The organism is Halorussus halophilus (assembly GCF_008831545.1).
Classification (GTDB): Archaea; Halobacteriota; Halobacteria; order Halobacteriales; family Haladaptataceae; genus Halorussus; species Halorussus halophilus.
The window spans coordinates 2,922,706-2,944,593 of the sequence record NZ_CP044523.1; the positions used below are offsets into that span (position 1 = coordinate 2,922,706).

Annotated in this window: 26 protein-coding genes, 1 tRNA gene and 1 pseudogene; 11 read left to right on the forward strand and 17 right to left on the reverse strand. The window is 61.9% G+C overall.

Translation table 11 applies throughout. The annotated features are described in order from the left end of the window. Nucleotides 1-277 precede the first annotated feature (277 nt). Nucleotides 278-574, reverse strand: coding sequence for a DUF6432 family protein (locus F7R90_RS14510; protein WP_158058120.1), 297 nt, complete (start codon nt 572-574; stop codon nt 278-280). 90 nt (nt 575-664) lie between these two features. Here F7R90_RS14510 and F7R90_RS14515 point away from each other — a divergent pair, with 90 nt between their 5' ends. Then, complete coding sequence (locus F7R90_RS14515) at nt 665-1,144, forward strand: RNA-binding protein (RefSeq protein WP_158058121.1); 480 nt, start codon at nt 665-667, stop codon at nt 1,142-1,144. Between the two features lie 365 nt (nt 1,145-1,509). Then, nucleotides 1,510-2,817 (forward strand): MFS transporter, encoded by a 1,308-nt coding sequence (locus F7R90_RS14520; RefSeq protein WP_192498327.1) that lies wholly within the window; start codon nt 1,510-1,512, stop codon nt 2,815-2,817. A 35-nt stretch (nt 2,818-2,852) separates the two neighbouring features. Here F7R90_RS14520 and F7R90_RS14525 read toward each other — a convergent pair. After that, nucleotides 2,853-3,614: pseudogene (locus F7R90_RS14525) on the reverse strand (DUF1028 domain-containing protein). Between the two features lie 184 nt (nt 3,615-3,798). Here F7R90_RS14525 and F7R90_RS14530 point away from each other — a divergent pair. Then, entirely contained in the window at nt 3,799-4,155 is a 357-nt protein-coding gene (locus F7R90_RS14530) for a cell division protein SepF (RefSeq protein ID WP_158058123.1), read from the forward strand. 122 nt (nt 4,156-4,277) lie between these two features. On the opposite strand, the gene F7R90_RS14535 is transcribed toward F7R90_RS14530, so the two are convergent. Continuing rightward, nucleotides 4,278-4,673 (reverse strand): DUF5611 family protein, encoded by a 396-nt coding sequence (locus F7R90_RS14535; protein WP_158058124.1) that lies wholly within the window; start codon nt 4,671-4,673, stop codon nt 4,278-4,280. Nucleotides 4,674-4,741: 68 nt separating this feature from the next. Further along, nucleotides 4,742-5,698, reverse strand: coding sequence for a DUF7093 family protein (locus F7R90_RS14540; protein WP_158058125.1), 957 nt, complete (start codon nt 5,696-5,698; stop codon nt 4,742-4,744). A 48-nt stretch (nt 5,699-5,746) separates the two neighbouring features. Between F7R90_RS14540 and F7R90_RS14545 the strand changes: the two genes are divergently transcribed. Continuing rightward, nucleotides 5,747-6,079 carry a hypothetical protein gene (locus F7R90_RS14545; protein WP_158058126.1) on the forward strand — a complete coding sequence of 111 codons (333 nt, stop codon included), beginning with the start codon at nt 5,747-5,749 and terminating at the stop codon, nt 6,077-6,079. A 120-nt stretch (nt 6,080-6,199) separates the two neighbouring features. Here F7R90_RS14545 and F7R90_RS14550 read toward each other — a convergent pair whose 3' ends face one another. The 7 genes from F7R90_RS14550 to F7R90_RS14580 all read right to left on the reverse strand — a co-directional run bounded on the left by F7R90_RS14550 (nt 6,200) and on the right by F7R90_RS14580 (nt 11,354). After that, the gene (locus tag F7R90_RS14550) at nt 6,200-6,706 is read right to left on the reverse strand and encodes a hypothetical protein (RefSeq protein ID WP_158058127.1); all 507 of its coding nucleotides are present in this window, start codon (nt 6,704-6,706) and stop codon (nt 6,200-6,202) included. Nucleotides 6,707-7,047: 341 nt separating this feature from the next. Beyond that, a tRNA-Ala gene (locus F7R90_RS14555) sits at nt 7,048-7,119 on the reverse strand. A gap of 10 nt (nt 7,120-7,129) precedes the next feature. Further along, a complete protein-coding gene (locus F7R90_RS14560; protein ID WP_158058128.1) occupies nt 7,130-7,759 on the reverse strand; it encodes a rhomboid family intramembrane serine protease in 630 nt (209 codons plus the stop codon). 345 nt (nt 7,760-8,104) lie between these two features. Next, nucleotides 8,105-8,413, reverse strand: coding sequence for a 30S ribosomal protein S10 (gene rpsJ / locus F7R90_RS14565; protein WP_158058129.1), 309 nt, complete (start codon nt 8,411-8,413; stop codon nt 8,105-8,107). A gap of 3 nt (nt 8,414-8,416) precedes the next feature. Beyond that, on the reverse strand, nt 8,417-9,682 hold the full coding sequence (gene tuf, locus F7R90_RS14570; RefSeq protein ID WP_158058130.1) for a translation elongation factor EF-1 subunit alpha: 1,266 nt from the start codon (nt 9,680-9,682) through the stop codon (nt 8,417-8,419). A gap of 182 nt (nt 9,683-9,864) precedes the next feature. Further along, the gene (locus F7R90_RS14575; RefSeq protein WP_158058131.1) at nt 9,865-10,809 is read right to left on the reverse strand and encodes a homoserine dehydrogenase; all 945 of its coding nucleotides are present in this window, start codon (nt 10,807-10,809) and stop codon (nt 9,865-9,867) included. Continuing rightward, nucleotides 10,806-11,354, reverse strand: a complete 549-nt coding sequence (locus F7R90_RS14580; RefSeq protein ID WP_158058132.1) for an amino acid-binding protein — start codon at nt 11,352-11,354, stop codon at nt 10,806-10,808. Before F7R90_RS14580 ends, F7R90_RS14575 begins: the two co-directional genes overlap by 4 nt. Before the next feature lie 156 nt (nt 11,355-11,510). Here F7R90_RS14580 and F7R90_RS14585 point away from each other — a divergent pair, with 156 nt between their 5' ends. Further along, nucleotides 11,511-11,810, forward strand: coding sequence for a hypothetical protein (locus tag F7R90_RS14585; protein ID WP_158058133.1), 300 nt, complete (start codon nt 11,511-11,513; stop codon nt 11,808-11,810). A gap of 32 nt (nt 11,811-11,842) precedes the next feature. Here the strand turns inward: F7R90_RS14585 and F7R90_RS14590 are convergent, their stop codons facing one another. Beyond that, nucleotides 11,843-12,619: a hypothetical protein gene (locus tag F7R90_RS14590; protein WP_158058134.1), complete on the reverse strand. Its 777-nt coding sequence runs from the start codon at nt 12,617-12,619 to the stop codon at nt 11,843-11,845. A gap of 433 nt (nt 12,620-13,052) precedes the next feature. On the opposite strand from F7R90_RS14590, the gene F7R90_RS22275 reads away from it, so the two are divergent. Beyond that, a complete protein-coding gene (locus tag F7R90_RS22275; protein WP_192498328.1) occupies nt 13,053-13,199 on the forward strand; it encodes a hypothetical protein in 147 nt (48 codons plus the stop codon). Between the two features lie 275 nt (nt 13,200-13,474). On the opposite strand, the gene F7R90_RS22280 is transcribed toward F7R90_RS22275, so the two are convergent. Beyond that, on the reverse strand, nt 13,475-13,612 hold the full coding sequence (locus F7R90_RS22280) for a hypothetical protein (protein ID WP_192498329.1): 138 nt from the start codon (nt 13,610-13,612) through the stop codon (nt 13,475-13,477). 236 nt (nt 13,613-13,848) lie between these two features. Next, nucleotides 13,849-16,035, reverse strand: coding sequence for an elongation factor EF-2 (locus tag F7R90_RS14595; RefSeq protein ID WP_158058135.1), 2,187 nt, complete (start codon nt 16,033-16,035; stop codon nt 13,849-13,851). 220 nt (nt 16,036-16,255) lie between these two features. Between F7R90_RS14595 and F7R90_RS14600 the strand changes: the two genes are divergently transcribed. Further along, nucleotides 16,256-17,017, forward strand: a complete 762-nt coding sequence (locus F7R90_RS14600) for a DUF5781 family protein (RefSeq protein WP_158058136.1) — start codon at nt 16,256-16,258, stop codon at nt 17,015-17,017. Between the two features lie 346 nt (nt 17,018-17,363). Here the strand turns inward: F7R90_RS14600 and F7R90_RS14605 are convergent, their stop codons facing one another. Continuing rightward, complete coding sequence (locus tag F7R90_RS14605) at nt 17,364-17,588, reverse strand: hypothetical protein (RefSeq protein WP_158058137.1); 225 nt, start codon at nt 17,586-17,588, stop codon at nt 17,364-17,366. A 98-nt stretch (nt 17,589-17,686) separates the two neighbouring features. On the opposite strand from F7R90_RS14605, the gene F7R90_RS14610 reads away from it, so the two are divergent. The 4 genes from F7R90_RS14610 to F7R90_RS14625 all read left to right on the forward strand — a co-directional run bounded on the left by F7R90_RS14610 (nt 17,687) and on the right by F7R90_RS14625 (nt 20,747). After that, nucleotides 17,687-18,016: a cupin domain-containing protein gene (locus F7R90_RS14610; RefSeq protein ID WP_158058138.1), complete on the forward strand. Its 330-nt coding sequence runs from the start codon at nt 17,687-17,689 to the stop codon at nt 18,014-18,016. 107 nt (nt 18,017-18,123) lie between these two features. Beyond that, nucleotides 18,124-19,062 (forward strand): ABC transporter permease, encoded by a 939-nt coding sequence (locus tag F7R90_RS14615; protein ID WP_158058139.1) that lies wholly within the window; start codon nt 18,124-18,126, stop codon nt 19,060-19,062. Beyond that, on the forward strand, nt 19,059-20,258 hold the full coding sequence (locus F7R90_RS14620; protein ID WP_158058140.1) for an ABC transporter permease: 1,200 nt from the start codon (nt 19,059-19,061) through the stop codon (nt 20,256-20,258). The genes F7R90_RS14615 and F7R90_RS14620 overlap by 4 nt, the downstream gene beginning before the upstream one ends. 45 nt (nt 20,259-20,303) lie before the next feature. Then, nucleotides 20,304-20,747, forward strand: coding sequence for a hypothetical protein (locus tag F7R90_RS14625; protein ID WP_158058141.1), 444 nt, complete (start codon nt 20,304-20,306; stop codon nt 20,745-20,747). 66 nt (nt 20,748-20,813) lie between these two features. Here the strand turns inward: F7R90_RS14625 and F7R90_RS14630 are convergent, their stop codons facing one another. Both F7R90_RS14630 and F7R90_RS14635 read right to left on the reverse strand, forming a co-directional pair. Beyond that, a complete protein-coding gene (locus F7R90_RS14630) occupies nt 20,814-21,428 on the reverse strand; it encodes a 30S ribosomal protein S7 (RefSeq protein WP_158058142.1) in 615 nt (204 codons plus the stop codon). Nucleotides 21,429-21,431: 3 nt separating this feature from the next. Beyond that, entirely contained in the window at nt 21,432-21,860 is a 429-nt protein-coding gene (locus tag F7R90_RS14635; protein ID WP_158058143.1) for a 30S ribosomal protein S12, read from the reverse strand. Nucleotides 21,861-21,888 lie beyond the last annotated feature (28 nt).

Consider the following 21,888-nt stretch of genomic DNA (forward strand, 5'->3'; position numbering starts at 1 on the left):
CGCGCATATATCTGAACACACGGCGCGCGAAGTCGCACCGGAAGGTGCGACCGCGCGAGGTCTTCAGGAAGAAGTGACTGAAGGCTCGTCACGAGCGAAGCGAAGTGACGGTGGACGAACGAAGTGAGTCGGGTGGGGAGGCGTGTGGTGCTCGCGGTGCGGGGCGGTTTCTCATTTGCACCGGCAGTAGCTAGCTTCAACAGTGAAGTCATGTAGTCTCCGAAATTGTCGGAACCCCATCACACTCAGCAGGAACCGAACCAACACGCACCGAATCCTAGAGCGGCAACTTCTCGATAATCCGGTCCACGAACGAGGGTTCCTCGGGGTCTTCGTCGGGGTCGGGGACCACGCGCTCGTCGGGCGTGATGAGCGTTCGCTGGTCGTTCGTGGTGGCGTCGATGAGGTGGTCTTCTTTGAGTTCGCCGAGCGCGGTTTCCAATTCGTCGATATCGGCCTCGACGTGTGACCGGAGTTCGAACACCGTCATACCTTCCTCGCCCCGGTCGACGAGAGCGTCGAGGACGGCGACCTCGACTTCCTTCCGGTTCCGGTACTCCCGCTTTGCTTTCATACGTGGGAGTATGAGGGGCGGGTTTTTACGCTTATCCCCGCGCGAACCGAAGGCGGGGGTATTAAGCCGCGAAACGACGCACGTGCGGGTATGCAAGTGAAATCGCGCCACCACCTCCGCAGCGACGAAGTGCGGGAGATAGAGGACGGACTCGCCGAACAACTGGGCGTCGAGATGGACGCCGACACCTACGAACTCGTGGAACTCGAAGACAGCGACTTCGACCTCGTGCTGGTCGATGGCGAACCGGCAGTGCTGTACGTGGACGACGAACCGTTCCTGACCGTCCACGGCGCGAACGAGTACCCGCCGCAGACGCGCGTCGTGACTGTGGACGCCGGAGCCGTCTCGTTCGTCAGCGACGGTGCGGACGTGATGCGCCCCGGTATCGTAGAGGCCGACGCGGAAATCGCGTCGGGCGACCTCGTCGCAATCGCCGAGGAGTCCCACGGCAAAGTGCTGGCCATCGGGCGCGCGCAGACCGACGGCGACGACATGGTCGGCAACGAGGGCAAAGTCGTCTCCTCGCTCCACCACGTCGGCGACGAGTTGTACGAGTTCGTGATTTAGAGCCACACTGCCACCTTTTCCACTCGGGTGCGCTGAGGGCCGAAGGCGCGCCGAACGGATACTGCGTTTGCGACACACACCCAAAGAATACTTTTATCATTTCTTCACCATCTTTCTCGTGTATGTCGAACACGGCGTGATGTTCCGACCGTAGAGTCGCCGACGCAGGCCTCATGCTGGGAGTGGTTCCAGCAGATTCCCGAACGTGGCCAGCGGTGCAACTAGCTTCCATCACGCCGCATGTTCCGACACGCAACTCGCAGTTCGAACCGACAGTACAGTTTCGCTGACGCGCAGACGCCTCTCCAAGCACCCCACCGCCGTCGAAGGCAAGACCACTCCGAATCCTCCCGGAGGCGGTCCCAGTGAACGACCTTCGCCGGGCGGTCCTCACCTACTACGCCTACCGCTGTATCAGCGCCATCGGCTTCATCGGGCCGTTCCTGAACGTCTTCCTCGTTACTCGCGGCGTCACCTTCACCGACTTGGCACTCGGCGGGTCGGCGATGGCCGCCGTCACCGTCCTCGGGGAAGTCCCGAGCGGCTACGTCGGCGACCGACTCGGCAGGCGTCGAAGCCTCCTGCTCAGCCAGACGCTGTTCGCAGTCGGCATCTCCTCGTGGCTGTTCGTCCGCTCGACGGCCGCCGTCGTGAGCGTCTTCGTCGTCCTCGGTCTCGGAGGCACCTTCCAGTCCGGCAGTACGCAAGCGTGGCTCTACGACGTGCTGGACGAGAACGAGCAAGCCGGGCGATACACCGAAATCGAGAGTCGTGGCTCCGCACTGCGCCTCTGGGTCACGGCGACGACGATGGTCGCGGGTGGTCTCCTCTACGTCGTCGAACCGTGGATTCCGTTCGCCTGTGCGGCCACACTAAGCTGGACCGGCGTCGGCATCGTCGCCTCGCTCCCGGCGAACGCGCAGTATCGCGGGAGAAGTGGCGAGGGTGAGGAGACAGCAGACGAAAACGAGGAGAAAAGCGACAATCCGCTCACCCCTCGCCGCGCGCTTACGGTCGTCCGGCGATTCCTCGGTCGCCCCGACTTACGCGGCATCGTCGGTGTCGTCGCCGTCTTTGGAGGCGTCTGCTTCGCCGCGGGTGACTACCTCCAACCCGTGGTCGTCGGCGTACTACCTCGAACGACGCTCACGGTCGCTGGCGTTCCGCTCCCGGAGTTCGTCGTCCTCGGGTGTCTGTACGCCGCGTTCACCGCGCTGTCGGCGGCCGCGGTTGACCGTGCCGACGCGCTCCAGGTTGCACTCGGTGCGCGTGGCGCGCTGTTCGCGCTGGTCGGCGTCGGCGGAGTCGCGATGGTCGTTCCCCTCGTCGCAGTGCGAGCGTTGGGTGGTGTGGCTACCGCGACCGTCGCCGCGACGCTTCTCGCCGTCGTCGGCTTCCAGACCTGCTTGGAAGTCGTCCAGCCGATTCACAGCGCCTATCTGAACGAGCACGCCGAGTCCATCGGCCGTGCGACGACCCTCAGCGCCGTCGCGTTCGTCGGTGCCATCGTTCGCGTCCCCATCCTGCTCGTCGGTGGCCGGGTCGCGGATACGACGACACCCACGGTGGCGCTGGCGTTCGTCGGCGTCGTCGCCCTCGGAGTCGTAATCGGTATTTCTCTCTCGAATCGGACGAAGTCGGTCGATTCCCGAACGGCGTCGGCTGACGACTGAGGTCGGATGCTTCACTGCCCCGTCCGTTCCGCCGCTCACTCTGCGGCGTCCATGTTGTCGTCCTCGTACGCTTCCTCGTAGCGTTCGACCGCCATCTCGAAGCCCTCCTTGGCGAGTTCGTACGTCTCGCGCAAGTCTTCGATTGGCGTCTCGGTCGCGTCTACTCTGAGGTCGTCGTAGTACGGTTCCATCTCGCGGTCCTCCGTGGATTCGACGATGAGTGCCGCGCTCTGGACGTGGAGTTCTTCGCGCTTGTCCCCGCCTTCCGCGTGACCCGCTGCTAGTGCATCGACGAGGCGCTCGGCGAGCGGTGTAGAAGTATCGTCCCGGACGTCTCGCGTCTCCGCACTCGACGTTTTCGCGCCGCGTGGCGGCGCGCTCTCTTCGTACTCGTCTGCCACGGCTTCGATTACCGACTCGCCGGTCAGGAGGTTGCCCGCGACGGTGTAGCCCTCGCCCTCGACGTGGCCGTACCAGTCGTGACACTCCTCGCCGGAGAAGGCGAAGGTGCCCTCCGAATCGACGCCGTGGAGTTGCCGCTGGGCCGCGCCGTCGTCGGCGTTGAGCAGGCTCTGGAGCGCGCCCTCGACGGCCAGTCCGTCGTCCAGATACTCGACGCCCTTCTCTCCGAGTTAGACGTTGACGAGGCTCTGGGTGGCGACTGCACCGTTCTCGCTGACGAACGGACAGAGCGTGCCGACGCCGGGCAGGCGGGTCGTGACGGCCACGCCGAATCTGGTCTGGTCGTCTCCGTCCTCGCTTTCGTACTCTTCTCGCACACAGATGCTGAAGGTCATGCGAGAGGCGACGAGCGTAGCGCGCAAAAAGGTCGGCTTCGCGGCGACGCGTGCAAGTAGAGCAGACGAGACGACGCGAAGTCGTCTCGATAGAAGCTTCTCAACGAAATCTTCTCGACGGAAGCTTCTCGTCTGGAAGCCGTCTGACGTAAGAACTATACCGCTCCAACTGGCCCATATCTCTATGGGCTTCATGAGCAAAATCCTCGGGGAACGGGACTCGCGCAACGCCGAGGACTACGTCGAACTCAATCTCGACGACTTCGATACGGCGACCAGCGACGCCGCGATGCAGGTCCACATCGCCGAGATTCAGGGCCAGCAAGACGTCATCGCTATCAAAGACGCCATCTACGACGGCGACCTCGTCGTCGCTGACATCACCCGCCTGCGCACCGAGGACACCACCGTAGAGCGCATCACCAACGAACTCCAGCAGGTCGCCCGGGAAGTAGACGGCGACATCGTCCAGAAGGGCGACGACCAAATTCTGGTCACCCCGACGGGCATCAACGTCAGTCGAGAGAAGTTGGGCCGGTAACGTCCTTCGCTCTCTTTTCTCCGTCTTTTGTTCCGAGCTAGAGAGACGTCGCTGGTTGGAAGAAAAGCGCGGCAGTCGCAAAAACAACAGAACGAAAGAGTCGAGAGTCCCAGAAAGTCGCTCTACGAGACGCCGTCGGGCGTCTCGGCGTCGTCTTCGACAGTGCGCTTCATGGAGTCACGGCGGGCTTTCGCGTCGCGGCCGGTCGCGTCGAGCAGGAACTCGTTTTTCTTGCTGACCGCGTCGGCGGCGGCGTCTGCGTTACCTTCCGCGATGACGTCCTCGGCGGGGCGCTCCTCGAAGTGGACCGCGAGTTTGTCTTTCTTGCCACTGTACTCTGCAGTTCCGGCGATAATACGCTCGAAGACGGGGTTGTCGGGGTCTTCGACGACGTAGAGTTCGTGGCCGTTGTGTTCCTCGGTGCCGCTAATCTCGCCGAAGAAGTCCTCGATTTTGGCCTTCATGTCCGGGATTCGGTCCTCCAAGTGCTCGCCTCGTCGCATCTTGTACTCTTTCATGGTAACGGTCTGTTGGATGGGGGGATGTATACCCTTTTCGCGTCTCGATTACTCTTGAATGTACCGCCCTATTCCTTTGCGATGTAGCCCCGACGGCACTCCGGGCAGATGTCGCCCGCGCGCATCGAGGAGTTTGCAACCTCCTTTCGGAAGTTGCACTCCGGACAGACGAACTCCGCATCGACGTCGTCGTCCTCGGACGGACTCGCCGCCGACGGTGCGCTCGCGCCCGCGGTGAACCCGGAGGAGAGTTCGCGGTGGCCGCCGCTCGAACTGCGCTGGGCACTGTTCTGTGCTTGAAGATTGTCGCCCTCCGCGTTGACGAACTCTGCTTCGTCGTCGGAAGACGACTCAGGGGCGGATTCGGGAGTCAAGCCGCCACCAAACTGCACGTCCGCGTCCTCGCCGTCCGACGGTTCGGCGTCGTAGCCGTCGTCCTCGCGGCCGACCTCCGGCCACGCACCTGCTTGGCTCTCCTCTGAAGAGGAGCGGTTCGCGTCCTTGTCGGGCCACTGACCGGGTTGTCGGTCATCGTCGGCTTCGTCGTCATCGTCGTCTTCGAGGATGACGCCGTCGTCCTCCTCCGCGGACTGGGGTGCCTCGAACTCGCTGTCCATAGACGGAGCGGTACTGGAGGGAGTGCCAGTGGCTTGCCCGTCTGCACCCGCACCAGTGTCCGACTGGCCGCCCATGGTCACGTCGGATTGGCCACCGGCGGGACTGCCGCCGCTGGGAGCGTTGCCGCTCGGATTACCCACATTCGGGCTACCACCGTTTCCGCCACCGGCACTCGGGCTACCGGTGCTTCCGGCACCCCCACTGGACGCTCCAGTGTCAGCCGACTGCGTTGGGGTCTCTAAGGCGGTGACTTCCTTGTTCTCCGAGACGACGCTGCGCTCGCCACAGCGGTCGCACTCTTTGAACTCCCTGACCGTGACTACCACTTCCGTTCCCTCTTCCTCGCGCTCGCGTTCGATTTCTGCGTCCCCGTAGTTGTGACCGAGGAGCGAACACCTGAGACTCATTCGTGCGTTCTCTTAGGTTCAAGTATGGTAAGGGTTGTGCTTGATTGTATGACGCTCGGCGCACGGCAGAATGGAGAGGATGATAGAGAAAACAGGAGGGTAATAGAACTACCCGTCGAGCGCGTGGAGTCGCCGGAGTCGTCGCTTCCCGGAGGGCGTCAGTCGGTACCGGCCAGCACCGACCGGGCGGAGGAGGCCCTTGCGCTGGAGGTCGAAACACCGCTGGTCCACGACGACTGGCCCGGCGTCGAGGGCGTCTTCGAGCGCGCCGACGTGGGAGGTACGTTCTCAGTCTATCGTTTCGAGGATGGTCTTCTCGGTGGTTTGGGTGGAACTCACGTGTCTGTACACCTCGTTTTTTCGTTGGGACGCGGGGGATAAAACTCGAACTAGGAGCGATATAGTTCGGTACGAATCTATATTGACTGTGGCCCGATTGACGAACCCCTGTCGGGAGACGTGGTGAAATCACACCCACTCATCGACAGGAACCCATCGACGTCAGTAGGTTTCGGTCAGTCCGTCGCTCTGGAAACTGTTCGTCGTGTAGTCGATTAGCCCCACCATCTCACGAACGGTGATGAAGTTGGTCGTCTCGTTCGACCCTTCCGGAAGATGGTATCTGACGGTCTCTTCGGTGGACTCTGCGACGATAGCTTTGTGGATGCCCAGATGCTCGTCCAGTAATTCTCGACGGATTTTGTTCAGGTCCTCGTTCGTTTCGTCGTACTTGTCTTGGAGAATCGCCTGCCGAATCTCGTTTTGAGCGTCCTTCGACACGTCTCTCGGCCGGTACGCGACCGGCAATCCGAAGTCGTTTGCGACGAACACTATCAGGTCGCCAGCGACTGCGTCGCTTAGTCGTCGAACGTCGCTACGGACTGCATCGGTGTCGAAGAACTCGACGTCGTCTCTTCGACCACGGAGTCTGGTTATCTCGGCACGGAGGAGGCCGTACTTCTCGTTCAAATCGTCCGTTTCGGCGTATTCCTCGGCCCAGTCTGTCATTGGGCAAACTTCCCCACCGGAATAGAAAAGATTCCGGGTACACTGTCACTCAGTCTCAACCGATTCGTGGTTCGCCTCTTTCGTTTACTGTCAGCTACTGAGCCGGTGAGTTTTCGGACCTTCGACCGCGAGAAATTGCACGTAGCCTCGCAGAGATGTTGAACTCGACCAGCCGTTCCTGCTCGCTTGCTCGCAGGTTCATCGCTCGCCTTTTCGAGACGCGAAGCGTCTCGTCCGCGGGCCTGCGACTGGTCTGCTCAAATCCCCGCTCACGAAAGAATTTGCGCTCGTAGAAGTAGTGAGCGCACGAGGCGCTCACAGTGTAACTCGCGCAAAAATCATGGACTCGCGGGGATTTGAACCCCGGGCCTCTTCCTTGCGAAGGAAGCGATCTGCCGCTGATCTACGAGCCCGCAACTGCGATTAACCGTATCGTTCCCACTTATTAGAAGGTTGTGTTTCAGCACGTGTGCGCAAGAGGTGAACACGGCCCGCGAGTGCGCCGAGGACGAAGCCAGTGAAGTGCGCGACGAGTGCGACGCCCGGTGACGCCGTGAGCAACGTCACGCCCATCGCCAACACGAACAGCACGACCAGTTGCCCGCGGGCACCGAGTGGCAGGCGCTCTAACAGCGTGTCCGCGACGACGTTGCTCGCGAGTAGGTAGCCGAACAGGCCGAACACAGCACCGCTGGCTCCGAGGACGCCCGGCCGCGTGGTTCCCAAGGTGACGAGGCTGGTGAACACGACCTGCGAGACGCCAGCGGCGATTCCGACCGTGGCGAAGAAGCCGTGATACCGCCACTTCGTCGTCGTGCGCTCGACCGGAATGCCGACCAGCACGAGGACGAGCGCGTTCGAGAAGAGGTGGCCGACGCTACCGTGGGCATAGACACTCAACACGAGCGAGAGCGGGTTGTTCCCGACTGGTGCGTGGAGGACGAACAACTGCGTGGCGAGCCCCTGAGCGACCAGTCCGATGAGCGACTGGACGGCGAACACGACGCAGAACACCGCCAACGTCTGGACGGTCGGACTCTTGCGGAAGTTCACAGACTACCTTGGTAGCGAGATGACAAAAGTCTCAGGGGCGAGCTATGAGTAGTGTTCGGGGTAGCAGTTCCTACGTATTCAGGTGCCAGCATCGCTGACATTACTACCTCGAAAGCCCCCTGCACGCTCGCGGTCCCTTTCATTCCCACCCTGTTCTTTGGTTAGCCGAGCGTTGCCGGTGGTCTGCGTCACCGAGCGTCGCCCGTGGTTTGCGTCACCGGGCGACACTGCCGGTCGATGCACCGAGCGTCGTGCTGAGAGTGAAATCCTATCGGAACTCTGCCGAGCCAGCGGCTACGGAAACTGAGAAATGGAGAAGTTCAGTTGAGGTCGCGACGTCGAGATTTAGTCTTCGAGGACGATCTCGATGCTCACGTCGTTCGGAACCTGAATTCGCATGAGCTGGCGGAGCGCGCGTTCGTCGGCGTCGATGTCGATGAGACGCTTGTGGACGCGCATCTCCCAGTGTTCCCACGTCGCGGTCCCCTCACCGTCGGGGGACTTCCGAGTGGGAATCTCCAGCGTTTTGGTCGGGAGCGGGATGGGACCCGAGAGCGAGACGCCGGTCTTGCTGGCAATCTCGCGGACATCGTCGCAGATGTCGTCTAAGTCTTCGGGGCTCGTACCCGCCAAGCGGACGCGTGCTTGCTGCATGCGTTATGGCTCGTTGACGCTGAGGACCTGACCCGCTGCGATGGTCTGGCCCATGTCGCGGATTGCGAAGCTGCCCAGTTCCGGAATCTCCGACGACGGCTCGATGCTGAGCGGCTTTTGCGGTCGGATGGTGACCTTCGCGGCGTCACCCGACTGGATGAAGTCCGGGTCCTCCTCGGCGATTTCGCCGGAGGACGGGTCGATCTTCGCGTCGATGGACTCGATGGTACACGCGACCTGCGCCGTGTGGGCGTGGAAGACCGGCGTGTAACCGTCCGTGATGACCGAGGGGTGCTGCATCACGACGATCTGGGCCTGGAACGTCTCGGCGACGCTCGGCGGGTCGTCGGCGGGACCACAGACGTCACCGCGACGGATGTCGTCCTTGCCGATGCCACGAACGTTGAATCCAACGTTGTCACCCGGCTCTGCCTTCGGGACCTCTTCGTGGTGCATCTCGACGGTCTTGACCTCGCCGCCAACGTCGCTCGGCTGGAAGCTGACGTTGTCGCCGACGTTCAGGGTACCCGTCTCGACACGTCCGACCGGGACGGTACCGATACCGGAAATCGTGTACACGTCCTGGATGGGCAGACGGAGGTCGGCCTCCGTCGGCGGCTCCGGTGCCTTGAGGTCGTTCAGGGCTTCGAGGAGCGTCTCCTCGGTGTACCAGTCGGTGTTGTCGGACGCTTCGGCGATGTTGTCGCCTTCGAAAGCGGAAATCGGGATGAAGCTCGCGTCGTCCGTGTTGAACTGGACCTGCTTGAGGAGGTCCTGAACCTCGGAGACGACTTGCTTGTAGTCGTCTTCGCTGTAGTCGACGACGTCCATCTTGTTGATGCCGACGATGAGTTCGTCGATACCGAGGGTACGAGCCAGGAAGACGTGCTCCTGGGTCTGGGGCGCGACACCGTCGTCAGCCGCGACGACGAGGACGGCGTTGTCCGCCTGGGACGCGCCGGTAATCATGTTCTTCACGAAGTCGCGGTGACCGGGACAGTCCACGATTGTGAAGTGGAACGTGTCCGTGTCGAACTCCTGGTGGGCGATGTCGATGGTGACACCACGCTCTCGCTCTTCGGCGAGGTTGTCCATGACGTAGGCGAACTCGAAGCCGCCCTTGCCCTTCTCTTCTGCTTCTTCCTTGTTCTGTTCGATTACGTGCTCCGGAATCGACCCCGTCTCGTAGAGGAGTCGTCCCACGAGCGTACTTTTACCGTGGTCGACGTGGCCGATGATGGCCAAGTTTTGGTGTGGTTTGTCGCTCATTGATATCTCACGCGCAGACGCGCTCTGTCGGAATCTTTTGGCAGAAGCGGTTAAAACCATTTCGATACGCTATGCACCCGACCCCGACGCCCTCTGGCGTTTACTGCTAGACCATCACATGGTCTAGGCGAGTGAGCGACGAATCGAGCGAATCGAGGGCGACGAAAAGTCGGTCTCGATACTCAGTCGCGGAGTCGATTCACGTCCGCGAGGACGGCCGTCGCCGTCTCCGGACCACCCGCGCCACGCCCGCTAATGTTCAGTCGTCCAGCGTGTTCGGTCTCCAGTTGCACGATGTTACGTGTCCCCGAGACGGCGAGCGTTCCGTTTTCGGGGACGAGTCGCGGGCCGACGCGCACGCCCGCTGGCGTCGCCTCCCCGATGAGTCGTACCGTGCGACCGTCTTCGGCCGCGAGGTCGAGCGCGGTCCCCGGCAGGTCGGCGATACCCTCGACTTCGGCGTCGTCCAGCGTGTACTCCCGGTCGCCAAGGACGTTCGCCAGAATCACGCACTTCAGTGCCGCGTCCGTGCCGTTCACGTCGAAGGCTGGGTCTGCTTCGGCGACGCCCAAGTCTTGGGCTTCCGCGAGGACGTGTTCGTAGTCCAGTCCCTCCGCAGCCATGCGCGAGAGGATGAAGTTGGCCGTCCCGTTCAGGACGCCGCGCGCGGCAGTGATGGTCTCTGGCCCGTAGTCGTCGATGGTCGAGAGGACCGGAATCGCGCCACCGACCGTCGCCTCGAAGCGAACCGCTCCGTCACTCGCGCGTTCCAGTTCGCGGAGGTCCGCGTACCGCTCGGCGACTGGTCCTTTGTTCGCCAGCACGGCGTGACGGTCTCGTTCGAGTGCCGTTCGGACGTGACTGAATCCGGGTTCGGCGTCGCCGAGTGTCGTCGGCGTCGCTTCGACCAGCGCGTCGTAGTCGGCGTCGAGCGCGGTCTCGGGGTCCTCCGGGCCGACGCGCCCCTCGTCGTCCTTGTGCGCGAGTGCGTCGGAGACGTCTATGCCGCTATCGTTCACGACACTGCTTGACGAGTCGGCGAGCGCGACGACCTCGTGGCCGTACTCTCCAGCGAGTTCGGCGACGGAGCGCCCGACTGCCCCTGCACCGAGGACGGCTAACTTCACGCCGACCCCTCCAGTTCGGCCAGCGGTTCGACCACGTGGAGGTCCTTCTCGGCCGCGACTTCGTTCACGACGGCGAGTACGTCGCTAGTTCGTCCCATCTCGGCCGCCAGTCGGAGTCGCGCGCTCGCCTCCTCGGTTGCACCGTCGGGGGCCGACAGCGACAGGTCTTCGACCGCCGCGTCGGCACCGTCTTCTATCTGAGAGAGCGTCTCCGAGAGGTCCGTCTCGACGAGCGGGCCGACGAGCAGCACGGTCACTTCCTCGCCGTAGCGTTCGGCCCCGGCTTGAATCACGTTGACCCCCTCGTCTCGGAGTCCGGTGACGATGGCGTCGAACCGGTCGGGCGGACACTCTAAGTCCACCTCGACGGGGATGTGACCCCGCGGTGTCAGCGAACCGCGCTCGTGGAAGACAGAGAGGAGATTCCCACCGTTGTCCGCGATGGGTTCGAGCGCCCGGAGCAACTCGCCGGGTTCGTCTACCAGTTCTAAGCGGACGGTGTGTGCCTGCGGTGCCGTCCCGTCCGCGCTCGCATCGTCGCTCATGTGATGTGTCTCTCACGCGTGGGCGGGCAAAAAGGTTCAGTCGAGTGCAAAACTGGCCGGGCGAAGACGCGGTCGGGATTCAAGAAACGACGACCCCCCGCATAGTAGTTAGATTCCTAATCTTTTTGGAGAAGAGTAAGCGACAGTTCAGGTGAGATGAGTTACAGTTTCCCGAAAGAGGAGTGGAACTCCGACTGGGCACCGGTGCGTGACGTTCTCGCCATGCTCTTCTCGCTCGCGGTGATGAGTTCCCCCGGTCTCTTCTGGTTCTACACGCTTATCGAACGACTACAGAACACCAACTCGGAGAACTGGTTCGCACCGACTGTCAACGGCCAGACCAGCGTCTTTGCGAGTTACAGCGGCGCGATACTGCTAGGACTCCTCTGGTTCGGCATCGTCTTCGCCATGTTCGGGCGTCCGGCACTGCGAACGCTGGGCGAACTTCGTAGCTGACGAGGTGGCTCTCGATAGTTCGAAAATCGTTATCAGTGCCGACCGTTCCAGTGGTCTGCGCTGTACTTAAGCGCTTGTTTCTCGCAGGCGGACAGGGTCATCGTAGCCCCGTCGGTCGATTCGCCGTAGTACGAACAACGGCCAGCACTCCAGTGGTCCGGGTCCGCCAGCGGGGTTCCGAGGTTCTGGCCGTCCCGGTCGATGACGGTGCCGAGCGAGTGTTCGGAGTTGTGCGGCCCAGTCAGCGACTTGACCGTCTCGCAGTCGAGGCTCGAATAGTAGTTGTGGAGCACCTCGTGTGCGACGGTGTGCTTGAACGGCAGTTCGTCCTTTTCGTTATGGTACGTTTTCACCCAGCACGAACGGTCCGTCCGCCACGCGTCTCCCGACCCTGCTTTGCCCGCGGGACCGGGGTCACCACAATTGACTATCAACTGATGGGACCCGTCTCTCGTCCACCCCTGTTTGGTTCGGTAGTCGTTCCACTGCGCGAGGAGGTCGCCGTCACAGTCCGCCGTCCAGTCGATGTTCCACTCCGTGATTTGGTAGCCAGAGATGTAGCCGTCGTCGGTGGCCTGACCTAACACGTTCTGCGCGCCGATTCGGGACCAGTATCGATACACCGAGTCGGTGTGGGTCGGCTTGTAAATCTCGACGTTCACCGAATCGTATCGACCCGCATCGCCGTATCGAAACGTGTTCACCCACTCTCGGTCACCCGTAGCGAGCGTATCGACTAGACTCTGGCCGACTGCGAAGTTGGCCACCGACCCGGACCCGAGCGTGCCGAGGAACGTTCGACGGTTCATCAGTACGAGACCCCCGAGAGTATAACGGCATAGAAGTTAATTAAAAATTGCGTGATTGTCATTTAATAGGAAGAGATGTAATTTTCAATCCAGCGAGAGGATGGGGGGGCGACGTGGTCGGAGCGGGGTCGATTGACACCTTTCGTATCGTTCCGGGGAGATGTAACGGTCTATCCCGTAGTTTCGAAGAGTATTTTTCCCGAGTATTTCAGACGAATATGCCGATAGAAGAGCGCCAGAACGGCTGAGGACGGGTAGTCGAGAACGACCCAGAGAATCGTCTGTTTCACAGACAGTCCGGATCTCAACGATACACAACGGCCTGAAACGGTTGGGAGTTGCGCGGTAAACAGTACCATCCCAATTCGTGTGGTGTGGTAACTATTGACTTAGCCAGCTCATAATAATACCCCGCCGAGTCCATGCGTTGAGTATGTCCACGACAGACAACGTGTCCGAAACGCGCCGACTGACCGACAGCGAACACGTCTGTGTCTTCTGCCAAGGCACGTTCGACGTGACCCAGACGACCGTCTGCCCGATGTGCGACGCAGAAGTAATCGTGCGCGGGGAGCGATAAGGCGTCCAACTGAACAGCCTCCATCCTATTTTCCTCACCAGAGTACCCGACGCCGAGCGATAGCGACGGACGATTAGTCGATTACTCACAGCGAATCGAACGTGCAGCGTGGACCACCCTACAAGCGAAGAGAACCAACTGCAAGCGGAACAGACGATACGACCAGCGAAGAATCAGATAACGGTACCGCCGACCACGTTCGAAACCCGGCCAAAACTGCGGTTCCAACCGAAAGAAGACGAGCACACCGAGTGGCGAGTCAGAAACCCGAACAGTCAATCGTTCGACGTTGCGGCTGGGACGCCCGGTGATGGGTCACCGCTCGCGTAGAGCATAGCCCAGATGCCCGCCGTGATAGCAACCCAGAGGAGCGTGACGAGAGTGACCCAGACGAAGGTTACGAGAGGTATCATGGCTCCGGTACGTATCGAAGTATGCTAACAACCTGCTTTATTATTCGCCTCCTAAGTGCCCGACAGGCCGGTCCTGAAGAGAGTTGGCAGCACCAGAACCTGAGTCGAAAGTGCCAGAAGTAGAGCAAGCCAGTCCGAGTCGGGGAGTGCGAACGCGCTGATCGATTGCGATGGCAGTCGCTCGAACGGTGGCAGTCGAAAGGAGAACCGCAAAAGCCGCGAGGAGAGAGACCGCCTTAGAAGTAGTTGATGGCTTCGGGCAGTTCCGTCTTCATGCCCTTGCGCTCGCGGATCTCCACGATGGTCTCGGTCTGGAGGTTGTCGGCCATGACGCGGAACCCGGCGTTCTCGGTGTTCCACGAGGCACGACCCTCGGTCGCCGAGCGGATGTCCGAGGAGAACCCGATCATCTCGTCGACAGGCGCGATGCCCTCGACGACCATCAGGTCGCCCTCTTGGTACATGTCGTCGACGCGGCCACGTCGGCCCTGAATCTCGCCGGACGCCGCACCCATGTGTTCGTTCGGCACGTCGATGCGGACGTTCTGAATCGGTTCGAGGAGCTTGACGCGGCCAGCGACCAGCGCGTTGTGGACCGCGTTGCGGACTGCAGGGATGACCTGCGCCGGACCACGGTGGATGGTGTCCTCGTGGAGCTTCGCGTCCTGCAGACGCAGGAGCGTCCCCTGCACGGGTTCGGCGGCGAGCGGACCGTCGTCGAGTGCCTCTTCGAGACCCTCGATGACGAGTTCCATCGTCTCGTTCAGGTGCTGGATACCCTTCGTGTCGTCGATGAGGATGTTCGTGCCGTGAATCTCCTCGACGTTCTGGCTGGTGTCTTTGTCCATGCCAGCTTCCTGCAGGGCTTCACGTCGTTCCTGCTCGGGCATGTCCATCGAGACGTCGCCGAGTTGCAGACTCTCGATGATATCTTGGGAGAGCGGTTGCGCTTCGATGTAGAAGCGGTTGTGACGGTTCGGCGAGATGCCCTCGATGACGTCGGTCGCCTCCTGAATCGCTTCGCGGAAGACGACGATAGGCTCACCGGTGTTGACCGGGATGCCCTGGTTGCGCTCGATGCGCTGGGTGATGACTTCGAGGTGCAGTTCGCCCTGCCCGGAGATGAGGTGTTCGCCGGTGTCCTCGTTGATCTCGATCTGGATGGTCGGGTCTTCCTTGGAGACCTGTCGGAGCGTCTCGATGAGCTTCGGCAGGTCGTCCATGCTCTTTGCCTCGACGGACTTCGTGATGACAGGCTCCGAGATGTGTTCGATGGACTCGAACGGCGTCATCTCGACGCTGGACACCGTGGAACCGGCGATAGCGTCCTTCAGGCCCGTGACTGCGGCGATGTTACCGGCGGGGACGCGCTCGACTTCCTCGCGCTCGCCACCCATGTAGATACCGACGGACTGGACGCGGTTCGTCCCGACCGTCCCGGAGACGTAGAGGTCTTGACCCTTCTCCAGCGTGCCGGAGAAGACACGACCGGCGGCGATTTCGCCAGCGTGCGGGTCGATACCGATGTCGGTGACCATCAGGACGACTTCGCCGTCCTCGTCTACCAGACGCATCTGCTCTGCGAGTTCGGACTCGTCGTCGCCACGCCAGACGCGCGGGATACGACGGGGCTGGGCCTCGATTGGGTCCGGGAAGTGTTCACAGACCATGTCGAGGATGACGTTCGAGAGCGGCGTCTGCTCGTGGAGTTCCTGGCGCTTGTCGTTGCGCTCGAGGTCCATGATGTCGCCGAAGTCCATCCCGGTACGCTGCATCGACGGCATGGAGACACCCCACTTGTAGAGGGCGGACCCGAAGCCGACGGTGCCCTCTTCGACGGAGACCGTCCAGTCGTCGATGTCGTCCATCTCCTCGGTCATGCCGCGAATCAACTCGTTCACGTCGTCGATGACGCTGAGCAGGCGGCGCTGCATCTCCTCGGGACCCTCTTGGAGTTCCGAGATGAGGCGGTCCACCTTGTTGATGAACAGCGTCGGCTTGACGCCCTCGCGGAGCGCCTGTCGCAGGACGGTTTCGGTCTGGGGCATCGCGCCCTCGACTGCGTCCACGACCACGAGTGCGCCGTCAACAGCGCGCATCGCTCGGGTCACGTCGCCACCGAAGTCCACGTGGCCCGGCGTGTCGATGAGGTTGATGAGGTGGTCCTCACCCTCGTACTCGTGGGTCATCGAGACGTTCGCGGCGTCGATGGTGATACCGCGTTCCTGCTCGTCCTCTTCGGTGTCCATCATCAACTGCGTCGCCTCGCCCTGGTCGGCGATCATGCCTGCACCAGCGAGGAGATTGTCTGTCAGCGTCGTCTTACCGTGGTCGACGTGTGCGGCGATAGCGATGTTCCGGATCTGGTCCGGATTGTCCATCAGTCGCTCACACTGTTCGACGATCTTCTTTCGTCTTCCCATTGTGGATTTCTACCGTTAGGAGGTTGAAAAGGGTAGTGTTTCACCGCGAACGGAGGTGTGAACAAATAACGAAGGGATTTCGGTAGCGGTCCGAATTCGACAGGGAGCGCCATCGAGATAGTTTTCACCGTCTGAAAGCTCGTGAGTCAAACGCAGGCACCGTCCAACGACTGCAACCAACGCAAGAGTCTTTACGCAAGGAGCCTTGTCAACCATACACATGGATGTTCGCGTCCACGGTCCCGGCCCCGCGACGCCGTTCCTCCGCGCACGTGACCTCTTCGAAACCGAACACGACCTCGACCTGCCAGTCCGCGTCCACGTTCGAGACAACCCCGACGAGCGGACGTGGACCGCCCACCCCGAGGACCACCACGTCCTCAACATCTCCCGGCAGGCCGCGACCAGTGCGATGGCCCGCGAACTCGCACTCCACGAGTACGCCCACATGGCACGCCACGAACAGTCCCATCCCTCCCACACGCAATCGACGGAGGAGGCGCTGTTTCTCGCGCTGGCAGGCAAGTCGGTCGAACGGCGCAGACTCACGCACTGCTACCAAATCGCCAACCACATGAAGGACATCTACGCCGACGACATCACCCTGCGAGTCGGCCCGACGGACAAACTCGTCGCCTTCCTCGAATCGGAGTTGGCCGCGGCGGTCGCCGACCGACCGGCCCGACAGCAAGACGGCCTCCGACTGACGAGTACAGCGGACCCAGAAATCACGGTCGTCAACGCCGCCTTCGCGCTCGCGCTGGTAGAGCGCCACGACCTCGTCGCCGACGACCACCGCTTGTATGATCTCGCGCACGCGGCCGCGAACGACGCGCCGAGCATCGACTTCGCCGGGTTCAAGCACCGATTCGCCTCGCTGGGGCCCGACCCCGGCGAGAGCGAGTACCGGAAGACGCTGGTCGATGCAACGAGGGAGTACGCGCTCGGAAGTGGAACCGCCGGCGAACAGGCCGCGGATTAACCGCGACCTTTTTTCTCGTCGGGTGGCTCAGCGCGCTTCGCGCGCTGGCCACCACTCTCTGCTCACGGCCGCAGGCCGTCTGCTCGCGGCTTCGCCGCTCGCACGGTCCGCGGAACGTCGTTCCGCGCTATTCGCATGGTTCGAGGGACGGAGTCCCTCGGTACTCCAAAAAACGTCGATGAAAAAATGGACGCGGAGAAATCTGGCCGCGGCGCGGCCAGATTTCTCTGCGTCTTCGGTACGGTAGTGCGACTTCCGCACAGCACCGCAAACCGGCGCGCAGAGCGCGCCAGTGGTTCCAAAGTCGGTCAGCTGCAGTGGGTGCTATGTTAGTTTGTGCAATCGATTACGTAAGTTCTGCGAGTGCCAGCAAGATGCTCGGCGCGACGAGCAATACGAGGCCGACGACGATGAGAACTGCCGGAAGGACGAGCAGGCCCATCTCGGTGAACAGCCAGAGCCCGACTCCGGCCAGTAGCACGAGCAACCCGACGATGCGAAGCAACCACGTGAACGCGCCTTCGAGTTCCGAGTCCGCGACGAGTTCCACGGCTTCGAGTGCTTCGTCCATGATTACGTCAGGATATCGACGCTACGGGCTTATTTATTCGGCGACTAAGCGGTGGTCGGCGGTAGCTATTCTTCGTTCGCGTTCGTACGTACTCGGGCATGCCCTACACGAAAACCGAGTACGAGAGCGTCGAACCCGTCGGTGGCGGACTGCACTTCCTGCGGGACGCCCTCGACTGCGAGAACCTCGGCGTCACCGTTGCCGAAGTCGATGCAGGGTGGACCGGCAAGGAACACGACCACGGCAGTGACGGCCAAGAAGAGGTGTACGTCCTGCTCGACGGCGAAGCGACCGTCACGGTAGATGGCGAAGACGTGGCGATGGAGTCGGGTGACGCGCTCCGAATCGCTCCCGAATCCACTCGCCAGATTCACAACGGCGACACGGAGAGTCGATTCGTCCTCGTCGGCGCGCCGGACGCGTCGTGATAACTAGTAGCGAAGGTTTATGTCGTAGGCGAAACAGGTGAGTCGATAACGAAAGGCAGTCGCGGTCGTGGTCCCGGAGTTTCGCCAGCCGTGACGCCTCCTCCCCTATGAGCAGAACACGCTACATCGCCTACCGACTCACGTGGACGGTCACAGGCGTCTGGGCCGTCCTCACGGGACTCTTCCTGAGTTTCGCGCTGACGCCAGACCCGAACCAGTTCCAACTCGGCATGGACCGCGGAGCGTACCGGGCGCTCAGAAACTACGACCAACCGCTGCACGAGCGTTATTTCACCTGGATGGAGAGTTTCCTGACGCTCGACCTCGGAAACACGCTGTACGGGGAACCGATACTGGGACTCCTCGCGGACGCGAGCACGGTCACGCTGACCTACCTCGTCCCCTCCATCGCTATCGCCGTCGTCTTCGGCGTCCTCCTCGGTGTCTTCGCGGCGAAGTATCGAGATAGCGTGGCCCTCCGAGCGCTCCGCGGACTGTCGTACGTCGGCTTTGCGATACCGACCATCGTCGCCGCCGACGTGCTGTTCATCTTCGTCGTGGACTATCTGGAGTGGTACAATTTCAGCTACGAGACTGAACTGGCGCTTTTCACGGGGCGAAACCTCGGAGCAATCACGCTCCCCGCGCTCGTGCTGGCGGTGAACATGGTCGCGATACAACTCCGCTACGCGCGCTCAGAATCCGTCGAAATCCTCAGAGAAGACTTCATCCGGACGCTTCGGGCGAACGGGGCCGGAACCCGCTCGATAGTGACCCACGTCGTCCGAAACGCCGCTTCGTCGCTGTTGTCGCTGTTCTTCTCGGAGATGGTCGGCGTGATGTTCGTCGTAGTCGTCGTCATCGAGGTCATCTTCGGCATTCCCGGCTTCGGGTCGTTGCTCTACGACGCGATTCGGAGTCGAGACATCGGTCTCATCCTCGCAACCACCATCTTCCCCATCTGTTTCGTCATGCTCGGCAACTTAGCACAAGACATCGCGTACACGATTCTGGACCCGCGAATCGAAGGCGGTGAGTCTGGATGAACCAGTTCGTCGAACTGTACGACGACTTAGAAGAGGTCGATAGCGGACTCTCCCGGTTAGCACGACGCGACTGGGCGTTCGCCGGATACCTCCTCACCCTGCTCGCGCTCTTCTTCGCCGACCGAGAAGGCGTCTTCAAAGTCGATTCGGTCGTTTTCTCGGTGGACTTCACGGGACTCGACTGGCTGTTTCTGTACTCGCTGGGCGCGCTCGTCTGCTACCTCGTAGTGCCGCTAGTGACGAACAGAGAGCGAAGTCGCACGTACTGGCGACGACTCCGACAGAATCGCTGGGCGACCGCGAGTTTCTTCGTACTCGTGGCGTTCACCGTCGTCGGACTCGTCGGACCCGTCGTCTTCAAGCCGAACGAGGCTGCCATCGGAAGCGCGGGCGTCTACGGCGTCCCTATCGGCCAGCCACCTGTCGGGTTCAGCATCCTCGAAAGCGCCGCGCCCACCTGTGCTGGCGAGGTCACGAACGGCCGCTGTCACGGCACGTGGACGTATCCCTTCGGCACCACGCGCGGCGGGAAGGACGTCGTCGGGATGACCGTCGCCGGGACACGCATCGCCCTCGAAATGGCCGCCGTCGCAATCGCGCTCATCGTCCCGCTGGCTACCGTCGTGGGGACGACGGCCGCGACGTACGGCGGCCGAATCGACGAACTCCTCATGCGCTACGTGGACGTTCAGCAGTCCGTTCCGGCGTTCTTCGTCATCATCCTCACCCAAGAGGCGCTCAACCACATCACCGAGGGACTCGCCGGGAGTTTCTTCCTCATCGTCCTCGTCTTCGGCCTCCTGAGTTGGGGCGGCGTGGCTCGAATCGTCCGTTCGGAGGCGCTCCAACTCCAAGAGGAGGGCTACGTTCGCGCCGCTCGGAGTTCGGGCGCGAGCAAGTTCGCCATCGTCAGGAAACACGTCGTGCCGAACACGCTCAACGCGGTACTGACGGCAGTCACGCTACAGGTCGGTTGGCTCATCCTGCTGGAAGCGACCCTCGCGTTCCTCGGTATCGGCTCCGACGTGCAGGCGTCGTGGGGCTACGTCCTGACGACTAGCGCCCGGAGCGCGATGTTCCCGACTTCCTTCTGGTGGGGCGTCTTCTTCCCGACGGCCGCGCTGGCGCTCACCGTCGTCTCGTTCCAAGTGCTGGGCGACGCGCTCTGCGACGTGACCGACCCGCGGACGGAGTGAGCGCGGGCACGAAACGTTATGTCGTTTCGGTAACCACTATTGCATATGGCAACAGCGACCGCCGAGAGACGACTGCAAAGCCAGATTCGGGACGCTGCCGTCGCGTTCGCGGTCTTCTTCTCGCTCTACGCGTTCGGAATGGTCGGCTTCCCGCCCGGCTACTTCCTCGTCGCCGGTGCCGATACGGTCGAACACGCGCTTCGGTCGGAAGGCTTCGCGGTGTCGTTCCAAGCCGTCTTGCTCGCGCTCTGTCTGGGGTTCTCCCTCGTGTCCGTCTTCGTCGCCGAGCGCACGAGCGACCCTAGCGGAGACACAGACGAACGCTGGTGGACGATGGGCGTCGGTGGCGCGTTCGCCGTCCTCGGGATGCTCACGCTCGGGTTCGCAGTGGCGTTCCTCGTCGGTGGAACGGGCGTCGCTCCGGTCGCTATCGCCGGAACGGTCGGTCTCGCACTACTCGTCGTCAGTCGGTGGGCACTCGACAGATAGCGTGACCAACCAGCGCTGTCGATAGCCGTCGCTACGAAGCGAGAAAACGAAAGAGGATAGCGGAGTTTAGCGGGCCGCGGCCGCGACGCGCTCTTTCTCTTCTTTCTGGTTGACCGCGTAGGTCTGGACGTCGTAGTTCGCTGCGCCGACGAGTTGGTCGGCCAGCGCGTCGGACGCACTCGTCGTCGTCTTGAACGACGAACTGTGGACGCCTTCCGCGATGAACTTCAGGGCCTGATCGACGCGGCGCTGAGGTGCCACGTCAACTGCCTTCGGGACCGAGATGCCACCGTACTTGAGGCGGACGGTCTCCTCTCGCGGTGCGGAGTGTTCGACCGCTTGGACGAGCACCTGAATCGGGTTCTCCTCGGTGCGCTCGTGGATGTCCTCGAACGCGTCGCGGACGATTTGCATCGTCTGCTGTTTCTTGCCCGTGTTCTCCTCGGTCTGCATGAGTCGGTTGGCAAGTCGCTCGACGATGGAAATCTCGCTCTTCTGGAACTGCTTGCCAGCGTGGCGACCCATCGTGTGGGCGACCGGCGTCACCGTGATGTAGCGCTCGGTCGAGGGGTCGTCGTACTCGATGTTGGTAATGTCCCACTCGCCGAACAGTTGGGCTGCCGCGCCCTCTTCGTCCGTGCCCGCAGGTTTGTCGGGGTCGGGTTGGTCTTCTGCTGCCATGGATTATCGCACCGGTTTCTCCGCGTTCCCGCGAACGAGTTCCTTCATCGCGACGCCGTTGACCTTCTCGACCTTGTAGTTCACGCCGGAGAGGTCACCCATCGCACGACCCTTCGCCCCGCCGATACCGGCGATGGTGACTTCGTCGTGTTCGTCGATGAACGAGATAGCGCCGTCACCGGGACAGAACGCGGTGACTTGCTTGCCGTTCTTGATGAGCTGGACTCGGACACACTTCCGAATCGCAGAGTTGGGCTGTTTCGCTTCGATGCCAACTTTTTCGAGAACGATACCTCGGCCCTGCGGCGCGCCTTCGAGGGGGTCGGACTTCTCCCCGAGACCGCGCTCGCGTCGGGCGTAATCGGAGTCGGACCACCGACGGTTCTGGCGGTCCTTCTTCAGCTTCCGCGCTGCGTACTTGCCGTTCGCCATTATGAATCCGTCTTTCCTGTGGAGACAC